Source organism: Marinobacter sp., from assembly GCF_034669625.1.
GTDB lineage: Bacteria > Pseudomonadota > Gammaproteobacteria > Pseudomonadales > Oleiphilaceae > Marinobacter.
The window spans coordinates 42,845-62,177 of the sequence record NZ_JAXMOY010000006.1 but is presented as its reverse complement, the minus strand read 5'-3'; the positions used below and the strand labels follow the sequence as shown (position 1 = coordinate 62,177).

Here is a 19,333-nt window from a genome sequence, read left to right as displayed (position 1 = left end):
GAGCGGATAATGGAAGAGTTGGGTCTTAAGGGCGCGCTGTCCACAATCACTTCAGGCGCCATCGTACAAGCTATTGCGGTCGTCGCTGTGGCTTGGTTGTTGATCATGGCGGTTCAGAAATTGTTGCCCTTGCTGGCACACAAGCTCTCTGGCAAACCTAGGCTGTACTTGTTGGCAATGGTGCCTTTGCTCCGGCTGGTGATCATTGTGTTGACCATTGTGATGGTGGTGCCGATTCTGGTGGAGCCGTCGTTTGAAAACATGCTCGCTATTTTTGGCGCTTTGGGCTTGGCCTTGGGGTTTGCTTTCAAGGATTACGCCAACAGTTTGATCGCCGGGATCGTTACTTTGTACGAAATGCCCTACAGGCCGGGCGACTGGATTGAAATCAACGGACAGTATGGCGAAGTCCGTGCAATTGGTACTCGTGCGGCTGAAATTGTCACCCTCGACGACACAGTCATTGTTATTCCGCATGGTTTGCTGTGGAACAACCTGCTGGCAAACTGCAACGATGGTACTGATAACTTGATGTGTGTAGCGGAACTTTATCTTGAACCAAACCACGATATTGCGCGCATGCGTGAGCTGTTTCGCGATGTGATATACACCTGTCCGCTTACCAAAACCTATCAGCCGGTTGTGGTTGCGGTCACGGGCAGCGATATCGGCATGAAGTATCGCTTGAAGGCTTATCCATTGACGCCGGGGGATCAAACCCGGTTCATTGCTGATCTGACCGCTCGGGCAGCAGAAATCTGTGCTGACGAGGGTGTCCGAATGATGTCGCGCCCGCTGCTGTTGCACTGAAATGAAAAAGCCCCGCAAAAGCGGGGCGACTGACGACTTCTATACCGGGTTGCTTACATCAGGGCGTCAACGCGGTTGCGAATTTTCGGCTCGCTGCTGTAGGCGGTTGCGATGGCATTGTAGGTGGAGATCTCGATGCCTGCGTCCTGAATCGCAGAAACCATTTTTTCGTTGGCTTTCATTTGCAGCTCCTGAGCTTTCTGCTGAGAGTCAGCGGCTTCGATTTTCTCGATGTACTCATCACGAACTTCCATGACACCGTCCTGAGCTTCAATGAACTCCTTCAGCTGGGCATCGCTGAAGTTGGTGCTTTGGGTGCCCGCAGCGGCAGGATCAGAATAGCCGGGGCTTTCAGTCTGAGGGTTGGCAGGGTTCTGCTGGTCTTGTTGCTGCGCCATGGTCGGGGTCGCAGCCAGAAGTGCCAAAGATGCAGTTACGGATACAAGTAGCTTATTCATAAATCAGGCTCCTTTCGCTTGAGCTTACCGGGGCTGAAATGTGCTGCGCCCAGTGTCTGTGGATGTCACGCTAGCCATTGCAGGCTGCATGCCAATCTTGAGTTCCTTATAAAATGCTTTTAAATCAATTGTTTGTTTGTTTTTTTGGGTTAATGGTTGGTAATGAAGGTTGTGGCAAAATGCCTCATGTGTCAGAAATGCTGTGACACTCTGGTAAAGGAGAGGCTTATGATTCCTCTTAGCTGGCGCTTTCGGGATATGTTCCAGTCTTTACAGCTGACTCTGGTCTTGATCATTGTGGTGCCTTTGATTTTGTTCAGCGGTATTGCGATCTATATCGGCTTGGGGGCGGTAGAAAGAGCCCTGAACGAACGCCTTAGAGAAGATCTTGAGTTGGTTGCTCAGGCCGTGAGCGGGCCGGTGTCCAATGCGTTGGCGCAGGGCGATGAGTTAGTGCTGGGGGAATCGCTGAAATCCATTTTTCAGATTGGCCGCATATCCGGGGCTTCGGTGTTCGATGAAAACAGCGATCGGGTCGCCAGTCTGGGGGTGGCCGACACGGATGTGTCCAACAGTGCGAGTGCGGAAAAAGTGATTGCCAGCGGGAAGCTGGGCGGTGCATTTCGTCGGGTAGATGGCGAATCGGTATTTTCCCATTTCACGCCGCTGGTGGGGGACGATGGCCGTATCCATGGCTTGTTGCAGGTCACTCGTAAGCGCAGTGATTTCCATGATTTGGTGGCCTCCTCCCGTTGGTGGGCCGTGAGCATCTGGTCTGCGTTTTCGTTCATTCTGATTCTGGTGGTGGTGCTGGGTCATTACCGAACGGTGGGGCGGCATGTAAGCCGCTTGCTGGAAAATATGGCCGGACTGGCACCTGGGCGATGGCTGTTGGCGGTTTCGCCGTCTGGCCCTCGGGAACTTCAGCAAATTCATAGTGGCATTCTCAACCTGGGCCGTCGAATGGCTGCGGCAGAAGCGGAAATCGAAGGACGAATTGCACGGGAACGAGCGCTGGCCGAACAACTGGAGTATCAGGAAAAGGTAGCAATGATCGGCCGGGTTGCCGGGGGAGTGGCCCACGAACTGGGGGCACCTTTGAACGTTATTCAGGGGCGTGCTCGCATCCTTGCTCGCTCGGGTTTACCGGAGGCGCAGCAACGCCATCTCACCGATATCGAACATCAGGTCACTCGTATGACCACCATTATTCAGCAGCTACTGGACTGTTTCCGGCATGTGCCGGACTCCCGCCGGTTGCTGGATTTATCGTCGGTGCTCTCGGATGTCATGAAGTGGGTGTCGGAAGACAGCCGGTGTGACCCCGAAATGCTGGACACCGCTGGGCTTGATAAAACCATGATGGTGCGGGCAGAGCCGTTGCGAGTCGGACTGGCTTGCCTGAATGTGATCCGCAATGCTTGCCAGTCAGCAGGGTGCCGGTTACGGGTGTCGGCCCATGATGCTGACGATTACTGGGAGGTGCGGGTAGAAGATGACGGTCCGGGTATACCGGAAGAGCTTCGTGCCCGGGTGTTCGAACCCTTCTACAGTACCCGCGCGGCCGGTGAGGGTACGGGGCTTGGACTGGCGGTGGTCAGTAGTGTACTGAAAGAACACGGAGGTCGGGTAGAAGTGGGTAGTAGTGATCTGGGAGGTTGCCGTATGAGTCTTTATTTCCCGAAGGAGACAGCATGATGTCAGCAAACGCGCCCATTATAATGTTGGTGGAAGATGATCCGAGCCTGGGGCAACTTCTGGCTGAAGAGCTGGAAGCGGATGGCTACACGGTTGTCAGTGTGGCCACCGTTCAAGACGCCCGTAAGGCTTTAAAAGAACAGCGCCCGGCGTTGATCGTCTCGGATCTTCGGCTGCCTGATGGCGATGGCATGCAGGTGCTAGCATTCCAGCAGGCAGAACACCCGGGGATTCCCTTTATCGTCATCACAGCTTTCGGCACCGTTGACCAGGCCGTAGAAGCTTTGCAGGCGGGTGCTGATGATTTCCTGACAAAGCCGTTATCCACAGATCACCTGCGCCTGAAAATAAAGCGGTTACTGGCGCAGGCCGATATCAACCGACAATTGGCCGAAATCCAGTCCCGCCAATACGGCGAGCAGAATATGGGGTTGGTGGGCGACAGTTCCGCGATGGAAGGCTTGCGGGGGGAAATTCGACAGGTAGCTCGCAGTCAGGCTGCGGTATTGATCCATGGTGAGAGTGGTACCGGCAAAGAGCTGGTCGCTCATGCCATTCATAACCAGAGTGACCGGGCGAGCAAAGCATTTCTGGCCGTGAACTGTGCAGGCATTCCGCCGGACCTGATGGAAAGCGAATTTTTTGGTCATGAAGCCGGTGCCTTTACCGGTGCCCGGCAGGCCCGGAAGGGCTTGTTTGCCGAGGCCAGTGGCGGCACCCTGTTGCTGGATGAAATCGGCGAGATGCCCATGCCCCTTCAGGCCAAGCTGCTGCGGGTGTTGCAGGAAGGGGCGATTAAGCCGGTTGGGGCAGACCACGAAGAAACGGTAGACGTGCGCATACTTGCATCCACTCACGTGGACCTGATGAAAGCGGTCGAAGACGGGTTATTCCGTGAGGACCTCTACTACCGGCTTGAAACCTTGTCTCTTTGCGTGCCGCCCCTGCGAGAGCGGGGAGAAGACGTGGAACTGTTAGCCATGCACTTCCTCAAGGAAGCCTGTCTCCGGCACGGTCGCGGGTTTATCAAATTCAGTGAGGTCACCTTGAGAGTGATGAGGGACTATCCGTTCCCCGGCAACGTGCGGGAGTTGTCCAGTGCCATCGAAAGGGCCGTAACGTTTTGCGGAGGCGACACCATTCAGCCAGAACATTTACCTGAGCGCATCCGGAAGCGTCAGGGGACATTTCAAGAACATTCGATAGACCCAGAGGGACCAAATATCCCAGAATGGCCGACCTTGGAGGCCTTGCAGCAAAATTATGTGCGCCAAGTGATGACTGCGGTGGAGGGCAACAAACGTCGTGCCGCGCAAATACTGGGGATTAACAGGCGAACGCTCTACCGTTGGCTGGAATCCGCTCTGGAGCCGAAATGATGAAAAATCAGAAGCAGGCCATGTTGTATGGCCTGGCCACCGTGTTGCTATGGTCTACCGTGGCGACCGCATTCAAGCTGGCCTTGGCGGACTTGGCGCCGGTTCAGATGTTGTTGGTGGCATGTGCGGCCTCTATTTTCGTGATGGCTGCGGCTCTGGTCATCATGGGCCGGTGGCAACAGGTGTTTCAGCTCAGTAAGAGCCAGTATCTGCAGTCTATCGGTATGGGGCTGATCAACCCCTGCCTGTATTATTTTCTGTTATTCGGCGCTTTTGATCGCCTGCCGGCTCAAGAGGCGCAGCCACTCAACTACACGTGGGCGCTGGTTCTCGCGTATTTGTCTGTGCCCTTTCTAGGGCAGAAGCTCCGCCGCCTCGACGTGCTGGCGGGATTGGTGTGTTACGCCGGCGTGGTGGTGATTGCGACTCGGGGCGCGGTTACTTCATTGAATTTCTCAGACCCGCTCGGGGTATCCCTGGCGTTGGCGAGCACCGTAGTTTGGGCCTCCTACTGGATCATCGCGACGCGTGACACCCGTGACCCCATTGTGGGGCTATTCCTGAACTTTTTGTTCGGACTGCCGGTGATTGCTCTGGCGTGCGGGTTTACCATCGGGTTCGAATTTTCCGGCTTTGGATCGTTCGCGGCAGCAGTATACATCGGTGTCTTTGAGATGGGCATTGCCTTCATTTTGTGGTCTCAGGCTATGAAAAAGGCAGAAAACACGGCAAAAGTCAGTAATTTGATTTTTATAGCGCCGTTCCTTTCACTGGTGTTTATCTACTTCATCTTGGGTGAAGTGATTCTGCCTTCAACATACATCGGGTTAGTGTTGATCATTGCTGGCTTGTGGCTGCAACAAAAGAAGGTGCAGGCCCGGACTCAGGGGCTGGAAAATGGCTGAACAGTGGCACCTGTATCTGGTGCGCACTGTTGCTGGCAGCTTGTACACCGGTATTACAACAGACGTGCCTCGTCGGTTTTCGGAACATCAGGCGGGTGCGCCAAAAGGGGCCCGTAGCTTGAGAGGCAAGGGGCCTTTGACTCTGGAGTTTCATACCCAGGTGGGCGACCGCAGTCAGGCATCCAAATTGGAATGGCAGGTGAAGCGTTGGCCGCGGACACGCAAAGAGGCTCTGGTGCGGGGCGAGATCACCCTGCCATGTGACGCCTGATGTGGTTTGCGGCGGTTTCCAGTGCCTCAGATGCGCGAGTTAATTGGGCGCCGTGAGTCTGAAATACGTGCCAGAGACCGTTGTAGATTTCGAGAGTGACGTCAACGTCTACATTCTTGGCAGCCTCTGCCAGTCGCGTGGCATCATTGAGCAGAATTTCCTGACTGCCTACCTGAATCAATGTGGGCGAAAGCCCCCGCAATTCACCGAATAGCGGTGAAACCATTGGATCGGTCAGCGGTGTTTCGCCGGCATACATTTTGGCTGCTTTGAGAACCCAGCTGCCGTGCAGAACCGGTTCACATTCAGGTTGGTAGAGTTGCTGGCTGGTCAGGTCGGTCCACGGTGAAAAACAGGTAATGGACGATGGTGCGGGGTGCCCGTGATCCCTCAGTCGCATTGCCAGTACCAGCGCCAGCCCGCCGCCAGCAGAATCCCCGGTCAGAGCGATCGTGTTTACTGCGTTCTCTTCATCAAGCAACGCCAGGTAAACCGCTTCGGCATCGTTTGGTGCAGCGGGATAGGGGTGCTCCGGAGCCAGACGGTAATCGGGGATGATCACTTCACAGCCGGTTAGTTTCGCCAGATGGCCGGCAATGCCTTTGTGCGTGGCGGCAGAGCCAATAACGTAGCCGCCGCCGTGCAGGTAAAGAATGGTGCCCGATGGGCGTGGATTGGTTTGTACTCTCAAAACCGGCACATTGCCCAGACGGCTCGGGGTGAACTGGATATTTCGGGGCGGCACTGACATGCGATAGGCTTGGCGAATCAGATAGCGTTGCCGTGCCAAGGGGACACCGTTGGAGAGCATAGGGCGCACCAATCGGTACATTATCTGGCGCAGTCCGGCTTCAAGAAGCGGTTGGAACATCTGTGCTCTCCTTGGTGAATGGGTTACGATGATCGTCAATTATTGACACATGACAGGCGTTTAACTCTACGTGTACTGGAAAACAGATACCATAGAAATACCGAACTGGGACAGGCACTCGCTGCTTGAACGGCTGGAGCCGTTCAATCCGCAAGAGCCTCGCGAACTTAGTTTCGAGATGGAAGCCTATTGTCGGTTTTACGGTTTGGACTTGTGGGTGGAACACCCGCAGGTGACGTATCACCAAGGCTACATCAAGGCTCAGCACCATGAGGTGATGGTGCATTATTTCCGGTTGCCGGATGCGGATGAGTCGAAAGGTACCGTGTTTATATTGCACGGTTACTTTGATCACGTGGGGCTTTATAGCCAGCTTATCGATCGGTGTTTGGGGGCTGGCTTTGATGTGCTGGCCTATGATCAGCCGGGGCACGGGTTGTCCAGTGGTACGCCAGCGGCCATCGGAAGCTTTTTGGAGTATCAGGCGGTATTGTCTGCCGTTATTGCACAGGTCGACAATAAAGTCGGAGGGCCATGGTTTGCGGTCGGGCAGAGTACAGGTGGTGCGATTCTGATCGACTATCTGTTGTCTAACCACCACAACCAGGAAACATCCGCTTTTCGCAAGGTGGTGTTGTTGGCTCCACTGGTGCGCCCCATGGGTTGGCTGGGAGCCAAGGTGCTGCACAGCGTGGCGCGACCGTTTTTGAGTCGTTGGCGCAGGGCTTTTAGCACGAATAGCGGTAACACCCGGTTCCTTAAGTTTTTGCGGGAGCATGATCCGTTGCAAGCTAGAGCCGTGCATGTGGATTGGGTTACGGCTTTACGCAAGTGGGTGCCACACATTGAATCGGCGCGCCCGGTGGATTTCCCGGTAACGGTTGTACAGGGTGAAAAAGACCTGACCGTCGACTGGCAGCATAATCTTAGAATCATTCGAAACAAGTTTTCGTCGGTCAATGAGCGCACCATTCCAGATGGTCGACATCACTTGGTCAATGAGGCTCAGGATTTGCAGGCGACGGTATTTAATACCATCATTGATACATTCTCTCAGTAATGCGGTCAGGTATGGCCGGCTAAAAACTAATAGCATCAGGAGTTTGTGATGAAGAAAGCAATTCTTGCCTTTGCCGTAGCCACTGTAGGCCTAAGCGGCTGTATGACTTACGACCCGTATACCGGGGAAGAGAAAACCTCGAGTGCAACCATGGGCAGCATCATTGGTGCATTGGGCGGTGCGGCGGTCGGCGCGGCCACGTCTAGTAAGAGCGATCGTGGCAAGGGAGCTTTGATTGGTGCCGCCAGCGGTGCTGCTGTAGGTGGCGGTATTGGTTATTACATGGACCGCCAGGAAGCGCAGTTGCGCAATCAGCTTGAAGGTACTGGGGTTCGTGTTGTTCGTAATGGTGATCAGATCGAATTGGTGATGCCGGGTAATATTACCTTTAATACCGATCAGTCCAGCATTCGTTCTGGTTTTACCGGCACTTTGGAGTCGGTTGCGCTTGTCTTGAAAGAGTTCGACAAGACGATCATCCAAATCGAAGGCCACACTGACAGCACCGGTAGTGATAGCTACAATCAGCTGTTGAGTGAGCGTCGAGCGTCTTCGGTACGTGATTTTCTGATGAATCAGGGTGTCGCGCCAGGACGTACACGAGCGACCGGATACGGTGAGCGCGCGCCCGTAGCGTCTAACGAAACAGCGGCCGGCCGTGAACAGAACCGTCGTGTTGAGCTAACGCTGGTACCAATGCAGTAAAGCTCACTTCGTTCGTAAGAGTGCGTTAGCCCGGCTACACCGGGCTTGAAAAAAGCTTCGCCACCCTCGGGTCGCGAAGCTTTTTGTTTTATAGGAATTCGGAGTTGTAGTTGGCCCGAATGGATACTGGGGGCGGCGTCAGATTGTGGCAAGTTCATCAGCACGGTTATCCACAACAAGAGAGCAATGCCCTATGAAAAAGCATGCACTGATCACCGCTGCCAGTTTAAGCGCCTGTCTTCTTTCCGCCGCTCCGGCTCAGGCTGGATTGTTTGATACGCTCGGTTTGACCGGTTCAACAAACACGCCGAGCCAGACCGTTACTCTGCAGGCAGGGGATGCAATTCCCGGCCGATACATCGTGACGCTCGACCCGGCTCTTCCTGAACTATTGGGACTTGGCGATTTGACCGCGGGTATTCAGTCATTGCTGTTTGCCGTTGGTGGCGGTGACGTGCTGCATGTGTATCAGACTGCGCTGACGGGGGCTGCATTGGCACTGACCGAGCAGCAAGCGGGCTTGTTGTCTTCTCTACCAGGTGTTCTGAAGGTTGAGCAGGACCGGGTTGTTGCGGCTAACTCTGCAACTCAGCCGGGTGCTACCTGGGGGTTGGATCGTATTGACCAAACGGTACTGCCGCTGGATGAGCAGTATCGTTATCCCGCGTCTGGCGGCGCCGGTGTCAATGTGTATGTGATCGATACCGGACTTCGTGATACGCATCAGGAATTTGCAGGCCGGGTAATTGAAGGTCGTAATTTCGCGGTTAACGATGCGGGTTTCTTAGGGTTGGGTGCATTGCCCTTGCTTGGCCCTCTGTTGAATCTCGGAGGCTCAACGGACGCTACCGATACTACGGACTGTAACGGCCACGGCACTCACGTCGCCAGCACGTCAGTTGGATTGACCTACGGTGTGGCAAAGCAGGCGTCGGTTGCGGCCGTGCGGGTTCTGGATTGCTCAGGTTCCGGTAGCAACGCTGATGTGATCGCAGGTGTGGACTGGGTTGCGGCTAATCATCAAGCTCCGGCGGTTGCGAACATGTCATTGGGTGGTGGCGCTTCAGACGCTCTCGATAATGCGGTTCGCGGGGCCATTGAAGAAGGTGTGACCTTTGTTGTCGCGGCTGGCAACGACAGTGCAGATGCGTGTAACGGGTCGCCGAATCGGGTTGAACCTGCCATCACTGTCGGCAGTACCACCCGGGACGATCAGCGGTCTTCGTTCTCTAACCACGGGCAGTGTCTGGATATTTTTGCGCCGGGATCAGACATTACGGCTGCGTGGTACGAAGATGATAGCCAGACGAATACCATCAGTGGTACATCAATGGCTTCGCCCCACGTGGCAGGTGTTTCCGCTCTTATTCTGGCTGAACAGCCGGGGTTGACGCCAGCTCAGGTTACGGAAGCTGTGATTAATTTGGGCACGGGTAATGTGCTGAATGATATCCAGGCCGGTTCGCCAAACTTGCTGTTGCGCGCACCGCAGTAACCGTTAAGCGGACACAAAAAAACCGGAACGCTGTTCCGGTTTTTTTGTGTCCTGAATCTGCCGTTACGGCTTAAATCAGAACAGCACTCGGGTACGAATAGTGCCCTTAACCTGACGCAGCTTCTCAAGCGCAAGCTCGCCGTAGGCTTTATCGACATCAACAACCACATAACCAATATCTTCTTTGGTTTGCAGGTACTGTCCACAGATGTTGATGTTGTTCTCCGAGAACACTTGGTTGATTTCGGACATGACGCCCGGCACGTTCTCGTGAATGTGCAGCAAGCGGTGCTGTTCGGGGTGCGAAGGCAGCGCAACTTCCGGGAAGTTCACTGAGGAAACGGAAGTGCCGTTGTCGCTGTACATCGCGAGCTTTTCAGCCACTTCACGACCGATGTTCTCTTGAGCTTCGATGGTGGAGCCGCCCACGTGTGGGGTCAGGATCACGTTATCGAATTCGCGCAGCGGAGAAACAAACTCTTCGTTGTTGGACTTCGGCTCGACCGGGAACACGTCGATGGCAGCGCCCAGCAACTTGCCGGAGCGCAGCGTGTCGGCCAGAGCGTCGATGTCGACCACGGTGCCGCGGGAAGCGTTCATCAGGATAGAGCCAGGCTTCATCTGTGCCAGCTGCTCTGCTTTGAACATGTACTTGGTGGCAGGTGTTTCCGGTACGTGCAGGGAAACAACGTCAGCGATGTTCAGCAGTTCCTTCAAGGAGCCTACCTGAGTGGCGTTACCGATAGGCAGTTTGGAAACTACATCGTAGAAGTACACGTCCATGCCCAGGCCTTCGGCAAGAACACTGAACTGAGTACCGATATTGCCGTAACCAATGATGCCCAATTTCTTGCCACGGATTTCGTAGCTGTCTTTGGCAGACTTCAGCCACTCACCGCGGTGCGCTTTGGCACTCTTTTCGGGTACGCCGCGCAACAACAGGATGGCCTGTGCCAGTACCAGTTCTGCTACAGAGCGGGTGTTGGAGAAAGGCGCGTTGAACACAGCGATACCGCGACGGGTTGCGGCCTGCAGGTTGACCTGGTTGGTGCCGATGCAGAAACAGCCCACAGCGACCAGCTTTTTGGCAGCTTCAAATACTTTCTCGGTCAACTGGGTGCGAGAGCGGATGCCAACGAAATGGGCATCGGCAATCTTCTCGATCAGCTCTTCTTCACCGAGTGAATGGGTCAGGTACTCAATATTGGTGTAGCCCGCAGCGTTCAGGGTATCAATGGCAGATTGATGGACGCCTTCCAACAGCAGGATCCGGATTTTGCTCTTTTCGAGAGACGTATTTGACATGGGCGTGCTTCCGAACCTTTCGTCACGTGAAATGACCTGCGGCCAGGGATCGTCAGCCTAGCTCACAGAACAGGGGCGGTATGATACCATAAAGATCGATTTTCACAGTGCGCCGGTTTGCCTGGATCAATTCTTTTTGTATTGATTTTGATCAAACCAGAGCCTAAACCTGACGAGACCGACACGCTCATGAGTTCTGAACAGATCATTGCCGCCCTTGAAGAACTGGTTACTACCGCTGAGAACCCGGGCAAAGTACTGACTGACCCTTCCGATTTGGACACTTACGGTAAGGACTGGACCAAGATCTATCCGCCCAAACCAATGGCCATTGTCTTGCCGAAGACCACAGAGCAAGTGCAGGCAGTGGTTAAGTTTGCCAACGAAAACAAGATCGGTTTGGTGCCGTCGGGCGGGCGTACGGGTTTGAGCGCTGGGGCCGTGGCTGCCAACGGTGAAATTGTGGTCGCCTTCGATAACATGAATCAGGTGCTTGATTTTAACGGCAGCGACCGTACCGTGCGCTGTCAGGCTGGGGTGGTTACCGAGCAGCTGCAGAACTTCGCAGAAGAAAACGGCCTGTATTACCCCGTGGATTTTGCCTCTGCCGGTTCCAGTCAACTTGGTGGCAACCTGTCGACCAACGCCGGTGGCATCAAAGTGATTCGTTATGGCATGAGCCGTGACTGGGTTGCAGGGCTGAAAGTGGTAACAGGCAAGGGCGATATCCTGGACCTGAACAAGGATCTGGCCAAGAACAACACCGGTTACGATTTGCGCCACCTGTTTATCGGCGCGGAAGGCACCTTGGGCTTCATCACCGAAGCGACCATGAAGCTGACCCGTAAGCCGGACAACCTGACTGTGCTGGTGCTGGGGCTGAATGATCTGGTCAATACCATGGATGTGCTGCAGTCGTTCCAGAGCAAACTCGACCTGACCGCCTACGAATTTTTCTCCCATCAGGCCATGCAGCACGTGCTGGCGCACGGTCAGGTGCAGGCACCGTTTGAAGCCGAAGCCCCTTACTATGCGCTTCTGGAATTCGAGGCCGTGTCCGATCAGGTGATGGACGATGCCATGACGCTTTTTGAAGAGTGCGTGGAAAAAGGCTGGGTGCTGGATGGCGTGATCAGCCAGAGCGAAACACAGGCTAATGGTCTGTGGCAGCTACGGGAGCGGATTTCCGAGTCCATTGCCCCGCGCATTCCTTACAAGAACGACATTTCCGTCGTCGTCTCCAAGGTGCCGGGTTTCCTGCAGGAAATCGACAGCGTGGTGACCGAGCATTACCCGGATTTCGAAATCATCTGGTTCGGCCACATCGGCGACGGCAACCTGCACCTGAACATCCTGAAACCCGAGGACATGGCGAAGGAAGACTTCTTCGAGAAGTGTCAGCAGGTGAACAAGTGGGTGTTCGAGATTGTTGAGCGTTATCAGGGCAGTGTTTCTGCGGAACATGGCGTAGGTATGACCAAGAAACCCTACTTGCAGTACACCCGCAGTGAAGCAGAAATCGCTTACTTGAGGGGGATCAAACTGGCATTTGATCCGAACGGCATTATGAATCCAGGGAAGATTTTCGACTAATGAAAGAGCATATCGTTGTACTCACCGGCGCTGGTGTCAGCGCCGAAAGCGGTCTTTCCACCTTCCGGGATAACGACGGTCTATGGGAAAAACACAGTGTGTACGATGTAGCCACGCCGGAAGCCTTCGAGCGGAACCGGGACCTGGTTCTCCGGTTCTATAACGAACGGCGCCGGCAGCTTCAAGCTGTTGAACCCAATTCGGCCCACCGCCTGCTGGCGGAACTCGAAAGTCAGTACCGGGTAACCGTCGTTACCCAGAACGTCGACAATCTCCATGAGCGGGGCGGCTCAAGCAATGTGGTGCATTTGCACGGCGAGCTGACCAAAGCGCGAAGCACGGTTGACCCCGATCTGGTGTATGACATCGGTTACCGCGATATCCAGCCCGGCGACACTTGTGATCGAGGTACCCAGTTGCGCCCACACATTGTCTGGTTCGGCGAGGAAGTACCGATGCTGGAAGCCGCCGCGGAACTGGTGCGAACTGCTGACCGGTTGTTGATCGTTGGTACGTCATTGCAGGTGTATCCGGCTGCAGGGCTGGTTCACGAAGTGGACTTTGATGTGCCGATTACGGTCATTGACCCCGGAGAGCCGGCCTCGGTTTCCCGGGCGCGGGTAATTCGGAAAGGGGCCAGTGAAGGCTTGGCAGAATGGGTTCGGATGTTGGGGTAAGTTCCCCTAAGGCTTCTGAGATTGGAGCCCTGTCGGGGAGCGCCTTCCAAAACACGCTCCTTCGGCACGTCCATATGACGCTTGGGCTCCGCCATCCATGGCTCCGCACAGTTTTGGAAGGCGCTCCCCGACAGGGCTCTTGCCTCAGCTTCGGAGATATTTCTCCAGTTCGCTCTTGAACGCAGCCTGCACCCCCAGGCGCTTTAGCATCCAGTAGTGCCCCGCAATCATCCTGTCGATAAAAATACTCTCTACCGGTGGCTTGAAGGAATCCAGATACTTGAACACGGTGCTGGTTTTTGCCGCTACCTGTTTGTGGATATCGGCTTCCGCAAAGTCGTAAGGCTCGTCATCCACGAAAGGTACGATCAAGATGTCGCGCCACATGGCGTAGTAGGCTTCGTCGATGGCCGGCTGGCTACCTACGCGAGCGCCTAAATCGATCAGGTGTTGATCAAGGCTGATGTAGTCTTCTTTCAGTGCAGAGATCAGAGCATTCCGGTATGCATCTACAATCTCCGGCTTCAGTTTCTTCACGCAGCCGAAATCGTACATGACGATGGTGCCGTCCGGCCGGTAAGCAAAGTTGCCTGCGTGTGGGTCACCGTGGATGCATTGGAAACGGAACAGCTGGTCAGCCATGATGGTGAAGATGCGGTGGCCGATAAGGTTCAATGTTTCCTGACTGTAGCGTTCAGGCGTGACCTTGCTGATGTGGTCGCCTTCGACCAATTCCAGGGTTAAAACCCGGCGCGTGGAGTGACTGTCGACGACCTTGGGGATGATGACCCAGGGTTGGTCTTTGTGGAAGTCGTGGAAGATCTTGAGGTTCTGCGCTTCGTTCTCGTAGTCCAACTCTTCCTTCAGGCGTTCCCGGATTTCTCCGAACAGTAGGTCTACCGTTTCTTTTGGCATCTTCAGCAAGCCGCCGAGTTTTAACGCCATCCGCAATTGTTTTAGATCGGAATCACAGGATTCATCGACGCCCGGATACTGCACTTTTACGATAACGTCGGTTCCGTCGTGCATGCGAGCACGGTGGACCTGGCCGATGGAAGCGGAGGCGTAAGGGGCTTCCTGAAGGTATTCGAAGAGTTCGCTGACCGGTTTGCCCAGTTCGCTTTCCACCTGCGTCAGAATGACCTCGAACGGCATGGGAGGCGCTTCTTTCTGCAGTTTTTCCAGCGCGTCCGAAAATTCTTTGGGCAGGAAATCCTGAGTTTGGGACGCAATCTGGCCGACTTTCATGACGGCGCCTTTCATTTCGCCGAGTGTGTCGGCAATCTGACTGGCCATGCGGGTGTAACTTTCGCTTTTCGCGCCTTCGTCATCGACGGTGCGAAACAGGCCGCGGGCTTTCTGCCCGGCGTATTCAGTGGCTACGGAAGCGGTCATGCCGGCCAGCTTGAGAAAACGGCCTGAACGTGAGGTGACAGGTTTCTTAGCCATAGTGACGTGCGATTTCCCTAACGCAGAAGTTTAACCAAAGGCCCTTGGCAACAGCAGGTCAGAGGACTTTGGTTTCCACAAACAGTACATCCTCCAGCTCCAATGACAAGGTTTGGCCGAGTTCCAGAGGGCCAACGCCTTTAGGGGTGCCGGTCAATACGACATCGCCAGGAAGCAGGGAGAACTGGCTGCTCATGTGGGCAATGAGCGGCACGATGGTGTTGAGCATATCACGGGTGTCGCCGGTCTGTTGCCTGCGGCCATCGACATCGAGGGTAAAGTGAATATTCCCTTTCGGAAGCTGGTCGGCCGGTACAAAGGGAGAGAGTGGGCAGGCGCCGTCAAAGGCCTTGGCGCGCTCCCAAGGATGACCTTTTTCTTTGAGTTGTGTTTGCAGGTCCCGAAGCGTCAGGTCCAGTGCCAGGCCGTAACCGAGAATGGCGAGTTCGGCTTCACTGGCGGAGGCGTTGGTCAGTGGTCGACCAATGAGCACGGCAAGTTCGGTCTCGAAGTGTACCTGCCCCTGGTTGCGGGGCAATTCGAGTGGTCGGGTGATATGAGTGGCTGCTGTTGACGGTTTGATAAACAGCAGCGGTTCACTGGGAACCGGGTTGTTCAGTTCCCGGGCGTGTTCGGCGTAGTTGCGACCAATGCACACGATTTTACCGAGCGGTAAGTGGACAGGTGTGCCGTCTTTCCAAAGGTGCTGGTAACCGGGCATGGTCGCCTCCTGACTGAGTGGTTATTCTCCTTCGAACGAACACACAGTATAAACCGGCAAGCCTTCTTCCTGCAGCTTACTTGAGCCACCTAACTCCGGCAGATCGATCATCGCGGCCACTTCCACAATCTCTGCACCAATACGGCGGATCAGGCGGCTTGCTGCAAGCATGGTGCCACCGGTGGCGATCAAGTCGTCGACCAGAACGACTTTGTCGCCGGGTTTGAAAGCGTCTTTGTGCAGTTCCACCGACGCGGTGCCGTATTCCAGTTCGTAGTCTTCGACCATTGTGTCGAACGGCAGTTTGCCTTTTTTACGTACCAAAACCAGAGAGGCGTTGAGCTCGTAGGCCAAGGCGGAACCGATGATGAAGCCCCGGGCGTCTACCGCGGCAACCGCATCAATATGCTGGCCATGGTAGCGGTGCACGAAGGCATCGATCAGTTTTCGGAAGGCGGTTTTGTCTTGCAGGACCGTGGTGATGTCACGGAACGACACGCCTTCTTTAGGCCAGTTCGGAACGGTACGAATGGCCTGTTTAATGCTCTGGGAAAAATAATCCATAACTCACCTGTTCTGGATATGGCTTACGCCAAATCCAGGAAAATAAATTTCAGTACGAAAACAATCGCAATGATGGCAACGCTCCAGTTCAGGTCCGACCATTTACCAGCCAGGGCTTTAACGGCTACGTATGTGATGAAGCCCAGTGCGATGCCGTGAGCAATGGAGAAAGTCAGAGGCATCATCAAGGCAGTCACGATGGCTGGCGCGGTATCGGTGATGTCTTCCCAGTCGATCAGTTTCAGGCCACTGGCCATCAGGCAGGCAACATAAAGCAGAGCGGGAGCTGTTGCGTAAGCCGGGATGATGCTGGCGATGGGGGAGAACAACAGGCATGCCAGGAACAGACCAGCCACAACCACGGCGGTCAAACCGGTACGGCCACCGGCAGCGATACCAGCGGTGGATTCGACATAACTGGTGGTGGTCGAGGTGCCGAGTGCTGCGCCAGACATGGTGGCGACGGAGTCAGACATCAGCGCGCGACCCAGGCGAGGGAGCTTGCCGTCTTTGTCGAGCAGGCCGCCACGCTGTGCTGCGCCAACCAAGGTGCCGGAGGTGTCGAACAGATCCACAAACAGGAACGCAAAAATCACGCTGATCATGCCAATGTTCAGGGCGCCGGCCAGATCGAGCTGCATGAACGTCGGGGCCAGACTCGGTGGCGCAGACACGAAACCGTTGTACTCAACCATGCCGAGCATCATAGCGACGACAGTCACTGCGATAATGCCGATCATCACGGCACCGGTAACCTGGCGGAAGGCCAAAGCACAAATCAAAATGAAACCACCAAAGAACAGCAGGCTTTCTGCCGCGGTGACGTCACCCATGCTGACCAGCGTAGCGGGGTGGTCAACTACGATGCCGGCATTCTTCAGCGCGATCAGCGCCAGAAAGAAACCGATACCGGCGGAGATGCCAAAGCGCAATGACAGCGGAATGCTGTTAATGATCCATTCCCGGACTTTGAAAATACTCAGCATGAAAAACAGGAAACCGGAAATGAACACGGCGCCTAGTGCGACCTGCCAGCTGTATCCCATGCTGCCAACAACCGTGAAGGCGAAAAAGGCGTTTAGCCCCATGCCGGGAGCCAAGGCGATGGGGTAGTTGGCCCAAAGGCCCATGATCAAGGTGCCAATGACCGCGGCAAGACAAGTTGCGACAAACACGGCGCCGAAATCCATGCCGGTTGCTGACAGCATGCTGGGGTTGACCACAATGATGTAGGCCATGGTCAGGAAGGTGGTGATACCTGCGATGACTTCTTTACGAACATTGGTGCCGTGGGCTTTGAGTTGGAACAGTCGTTCAAGCATGACTTGGGTCTGCCTCTCGGGGTGCCTGGGGTTAGGGTGTGAAAATCTGATTAAATGCGGAAAAAAAGCGATCTGTGTGTGAAAAAAAGGCAATGTTACCGGCTAGACGGCTCCGCGCCAAGTGATGATTTTGTGCTCAGTTCTGTGCTTGATCACGCTGCAGGCGAATATCGAAGCGAACGGCCATCATTCGTGCCAGCACGATAAACAGCAGACCAATGGTCAGTGCTGCGGTTTCACTTTCAAGTAGCCATTGGCAAACGAAATACAGCCAGCAGCCGGCGAATGAAATGGAGGCGTAAATCTGGTCTTTTCGAAATATAAAGGGGACTTCGTTGCAAAGTGTATCGCGCAGCGCGCCCCCGAAAGTCCCAGTCATGACCCCGAGCATAGACGCGATAAACCATGAGTGCCCCAAATCAAGCGCTAACTGGGCGCCAAGAATGGAGAAAATGCCCAAGCCGATAGCATCCGGGAAAACAATTCGAGACTCTTTCAGACTGTGGGCACGGCTCCAATAACTGAAAACGATGGCCATGCCCAGAATCAAAATGGGCTGCTCCTGATGCTTGATCCAGTACAGGGGGTGATTATCCATCATCAGATCCCTCAGCGTGCCCCCACCGAGTGCGGTGATAAATCCGATAGCAAACACCCCGACAGGGTCCATGTTTTTCGAGCGCGCAACGATCATTCCCGAAATGGCAAAAGCCACGATGCCAATCATTTCAAGCGCGTAGATAATGTCAAACATGGAAAACTCTGGACAGAAAGGGTCTGGGTTCTAAATATTCAGAACGAACAGGGCGAAGAATAGCCGAAATTGCTGTTAAATTCATCCAAATGGCCGCTATTTGACAGATGATTGAGAGTATTAGTTAGACTTATTCGGCTAGATAAGTGAACTTAATTTGCTTCATGGAGAAACTCTGTTTAGCTTGAGTTCGCTCAATAATAAGCGTAAATCTGCTGATCTGGGTGTAACGAGGTTTTTGAACACCCGGACTGTTCTGGAGAGATCATGAAAGCAATTCTGTGCAAAGAATACGGCCCGGCTGAAAATCTGGTTATCGAAGAGGTGTCCAGTCCGGAGGCCAAAGACCATGGGGTAAAGGTTCGAGTAAAGGCTGCTGGCCTGAACTTCCCGGACACTCTGATTATCGAAGGCAAGTATCAGCTTAAGCCGCCAATGCCGTTTTCACCCGGTGGTGAGATGGCCGGTGAGGTCATAGAAGTGGGCGATAAGGTCACCCGCTTTAAACCAGGTGATCGCGTGGCGGCTTTGACTGGCTGGGGAGCTTTCGCTGAAGAAGTAGTTGCGCCGGAATCCAACCTTTTGCCGTTGCCTGAAAGCATGCCTTATGAGCAAGCCGCTGGCTTCATGATGGTGTATGGCACGTCTTATTACGCCCTGAAACAGCGAGCCAATATTCAGCCTGGAGAGACCTTGTTGGTGTTGGGTGCCAGCGGCGGTGTTGGTCTGGCTGCGGTGGAACTGGGTAAGGCGATGGGAGCGAAAGTTATTGCTGCGGCCAGCAACGCCGAGAAATTGGCCGTTGCGAAAGAAGCCGGCGCGGATGAGTTGATTAACTATTCTGAAGAGTCGGTAAAGGATGCGGTTAAGAAACTGACCAACGGCAAGGGTGTCGATGTAATCTACGACCCGGTCGGCGGTGATTTCACCGAGCAGGCGTTGCGTTCGATGGCCTGGAACGGCCGCCATCTGATCATCGGTTTCGCCGCGGGTGATATTCCGAAAGTGCCAGCGAACCTGCCATTGCTGAAAGGTTGCGCGGTCGTTGGTGTGTTCTGGGGTAGCTTCACCCGGCAAGAGCCAGAGACCAGTGCCCAGAATATGATGGACCTTTTGAAACTCTATGCCGAAGGTAAAATCGACCCGAAAGTCAGTGAAGTGTTCGAGTTCGACCAGTACGCTGAGGCATTGGGTGCGCTAACAGGGCGTCGCGCAACAGGGAAGATTATTCTGAACGTTGGTGCATGATACCTGAACAAGCAGGCAGGGACCGGCAACCGGTCCCTGCTTTAAACG

General features: G+C 54.6%; 19 protein-coding genes. 11 read left to right on the top strand and 8 right to left on the bottom strand.

The annotated features are described in order from the left end of the window. Positions 1–9: 9 nt before the first annotated feature. Positions 10–810: a mechanosensitive ion channel family protein gene (locus VOI14_RS07115; protein WP_323751339.1), complete on the top strand. Its 801-nt coding sequence runs from the start codon at positions 10–12 to the stop codon at positions 808–810. A 53-nt stretch (positions 811–863) separates the two neighbouring features. Here the strand turns inward: VOI14_RS07115 and VOI14_RS07110 are convergent, their stop codons facing one another. After that, complete coding sequence (locus VOI14_RS07110; protein ID WP_323751338.1) at positions 864–1,268, bottom strand: DUF4168 domain-containing protein; 405 nt, start codon at positions 1,266–1,268, stop codon at positions 864–866. 228 nt (positions 1,269–1,496) lie between these two features. Here VOI14_RS07110 and VOI14_RS07105 point away from each other — a divergent pair, with 228 nt between their 5' ends. The 4 genes from VOI14_RS07105 to VOI14_RS07090 are packed head-to-tail and all read left to right on the top strand — an operon-like array spanning position 1,497 to position 5,521. Beyond that, positions 1,497–2,966 (top strand): ATP-binding protein, encoded by a 1,470-nt coding sequence (locus VOI14_RS07105; RefSeq protein ID WP_323751337.1) that lies wholly within the window; start codon positions 1,497–1,499, stop codon positions 2,964–2,966. After that, the gene (locus VOI14_RS07100; RefSeq protein WP_323751516.1) at positions 2,966–4,345 is read left to right on the top strand and encodes a sigma-54 dependent transcriptional regulator; all 1,380 of its coding nucleotides are present in this window, start codon (positions 2,966–2,968) and stop codon (positions 4,343–4,345) included. Before VOI14_RS07105 ends, VOI14_RS07100 begins: the two co-directional genes overlap by 1 nt. Then, entirely contained in the window at positions 4,345–5,250 is a 906-nt protein-coding gene (locus VOI14_RS07095) for a DMT family transporter (RefSeq protein WP_323751515.1), read from the top strand. Before VOI14_RS07100 ends, VOI14_RS07095 begins: the two co-directional genes overlap by 1 nt. After that, positions 5,243–5,521 (top strand): GIY-YIG nuclease family protein, encoded by a 279-nt coding sequence (locus VOI14_RS07090; protein ID WP_323751336.1) that lies wholly within the window; start codon positions 5,243–5,245, stop codon positions 5,519–5,521. The genes VOI14_RS07095 and VOI14_RS07090 overlap by 8 nt, the downstream gene beginning before the upstream one ends. Here the strand turns inward: VOI14_RS07090 and VOI14_RS07085 are convergent. Beyond that, positions 5,499–6,392, bottom strand: coding sequence for an alpha/beta hydrolase (locus VOI14_RS07085; RefSeq protein ID WP_323751335.1), 894 nt, complete (start codon positions 6,390–6,392; stop codon positions 5,499–5,501). The genes VOI14_RS07090 and VOI14_RS07085 overlap by 23 nt on opposite strands. A 70-nt stretch (positions 6,393–6,462) precedes the next feature. On the opposite strand from VOI14_RS07085, the gene VOI14_RS07080 reads away from it, so the two are divergent. From VOI14_RS07080 to VOI14_RS07070, 3 genes are all read left to right on the top strand, one after another. Next, on the top strand, positions 6,463–7,452 hold the full coding sequence (locus tag VOI14_RS07080; RefSeq protein WP_323751334.1) for an alpha/beta hydrolase: 990 nt from the start codon (positions 6,463–6,465) through the stop codon (positions 7,450–7,452). 48 nt (positions 7,453–7,500) lie between these two features. Then, complete coding sequence (locus VOI14_RS07075; RefSeq protein WP_323751333.1) at positions 7,501–8,157, top strand: OmpA family protein; 657 nt, start codon at positions 7,501–7,503, stop codon at positions 8,155–8,157. 193 nt (positions 8,158–8,350) lie between these two features. Next, entirely contained in the window at positions 8,351–9,652 is a 1,302-nt protein-coding gene (locus VOI14_RS07070) for a S8 family peptidase (RefSeq protein ID WP_323751332.1), read from the top strand. 75 nt (positions 9,653–9,727) lie between these two features. Here VOI14_RS07070 and serA read toward each other — a convergent pair whose 3' ends face one another. After that, on the bottom strand, positions 9,728–10,957 hold the full coding sequence (gene serA / locus VOI14_RS07065; RefSeq protein ID WP_323751331.1) for a phosphoglycerate dehydrogenase: 1,230 nt from the start codon (positions 10,955–10,957) through the stop codon (positions 9,728–9,730). 189 nt (positions 10,958–11,146) lie between these two features. Between serA and VOI14_RS07060 the strand changes: the two genes are divergently transcribed. Together VOI14_RS07060 and VOI14_RS07055 are read left to right on the top strand one after the other, a co-directional pair. After that, on the top strand, positions 11,147–12,550 hold the full coding sequence (locus VOI14_RS07060; RefSeq protein WP_323751330.1) for an FAD-binding oxidoreductase: 1,404 nt from the start codon (positions 11,147–11,149) through the stop codon (positions 12,548–12,550). After that, positions 12,550–13,227: an NAD-dependent deacylase gene (locus VOI14_RS07055; protein WP_323751329.1), complete on the top strand. Its 678-nt coding sequence runs from the start codon at positions 12,550–12,552 to the stop codon at positions 13,225–13,227. The genes VOI14_RS07060 and VOI14_RS07055 overlap by 1 nt, the downstream gene beginning before the upstream one ends. 144 nt (positions 13,228–13,371) lie before the next feature. On the opposite strand, the gene VOI14_RS07050 is transcribed toward VOI14_RS07055, so the two are convergent. The 5 genes from VOI14_RS07050 to VOI14_RS07030 all read right to left on the bottom strand — a co-directional run bounded on the left by VOI14_RS07050 (position 13,372) and on the right by VOI14_RS07030 (position 18,037). Further along, positions 13,372–14,676 carry an AarF/ABC1/UbiB kinase family protein gene (locus VOI14_RS07050; RefSeq protein ID WP_323751328.1) on the bottom strand — a complete coding sequence of 435 codons (1,305 nt, stop codon included), beginning with the start codon at positions 14,674–14,676 and terminating at the stop codon, positions 13,372–13,374. 58 nt (positions 14,677–14,734) lie between these two features. Continuing rightward, positions 14,735–15,397 (bottom strand): fumarylacetoacetate hydrolase family protein, encoded by a 663-nt coding sequence (locus VOI14_RS07045; RefSeq protein WP_323751327.1) that lies wholly within the window; start codon positions 15,395–15,397, stop codon positions 14,735–14,737. Positions 15,398–15,418: 21 nt separating this feature from the next. Further along, entirely contained in the window at positions 15,419–15,961 is a 543-nt protein-coding gene (locus VOI14_RS07040) for an adenine phosphoribosyltransferase (protein ID WP_323751326.1), read from the bottom strand. A gap of 23 nt (positions 15,962–15,984) precedes the next feature. Next, positions 15,985–17,283 (bottom strand): NCS2 family permease, encoded by a 1,299-nt coding sequence (locus VOI14_RS07035; RefSeq protein WP_323751325.1) that lies wholly within the window; start codon positions 17,281–17,283, stop codon positions 15,985–15,987. A gap of 136 nt (positions 17,284–17,419) precedes the next feature. Then, the gene (locus tag VOI14_RS07030) at positions 17,420–18,037 is read right to left on the bottom strand and encodes a trimeric intracellular cation channel family protein (protein WP_323751324.1); all 618 of its coding nucleotides are present in this window, start codon (positions 18,035–18,037) and stop codon (positions 17,420–17,422) included. Between the two features lie 267 nt (positions 18,038–18,304). Between VOI14_RS07030 and VOI14_RS07025 the strand changes: the two genes are divergently transcribed. Continuing rightward, on the top strand, positions 18,305–19,285 hold the full coding sequence (locus VOI14_RS07025; RefSeq protein ID WP_323751323.1) for an NADPH:quinone oxidoreductase family protein: 981 nt from the start codon (positions 18,305–18,307) through the stop codon (positions 19,283–19,285). The last annotated feature ends 48 nt before the right edge of the window (positions 19,286–19,333 follow it).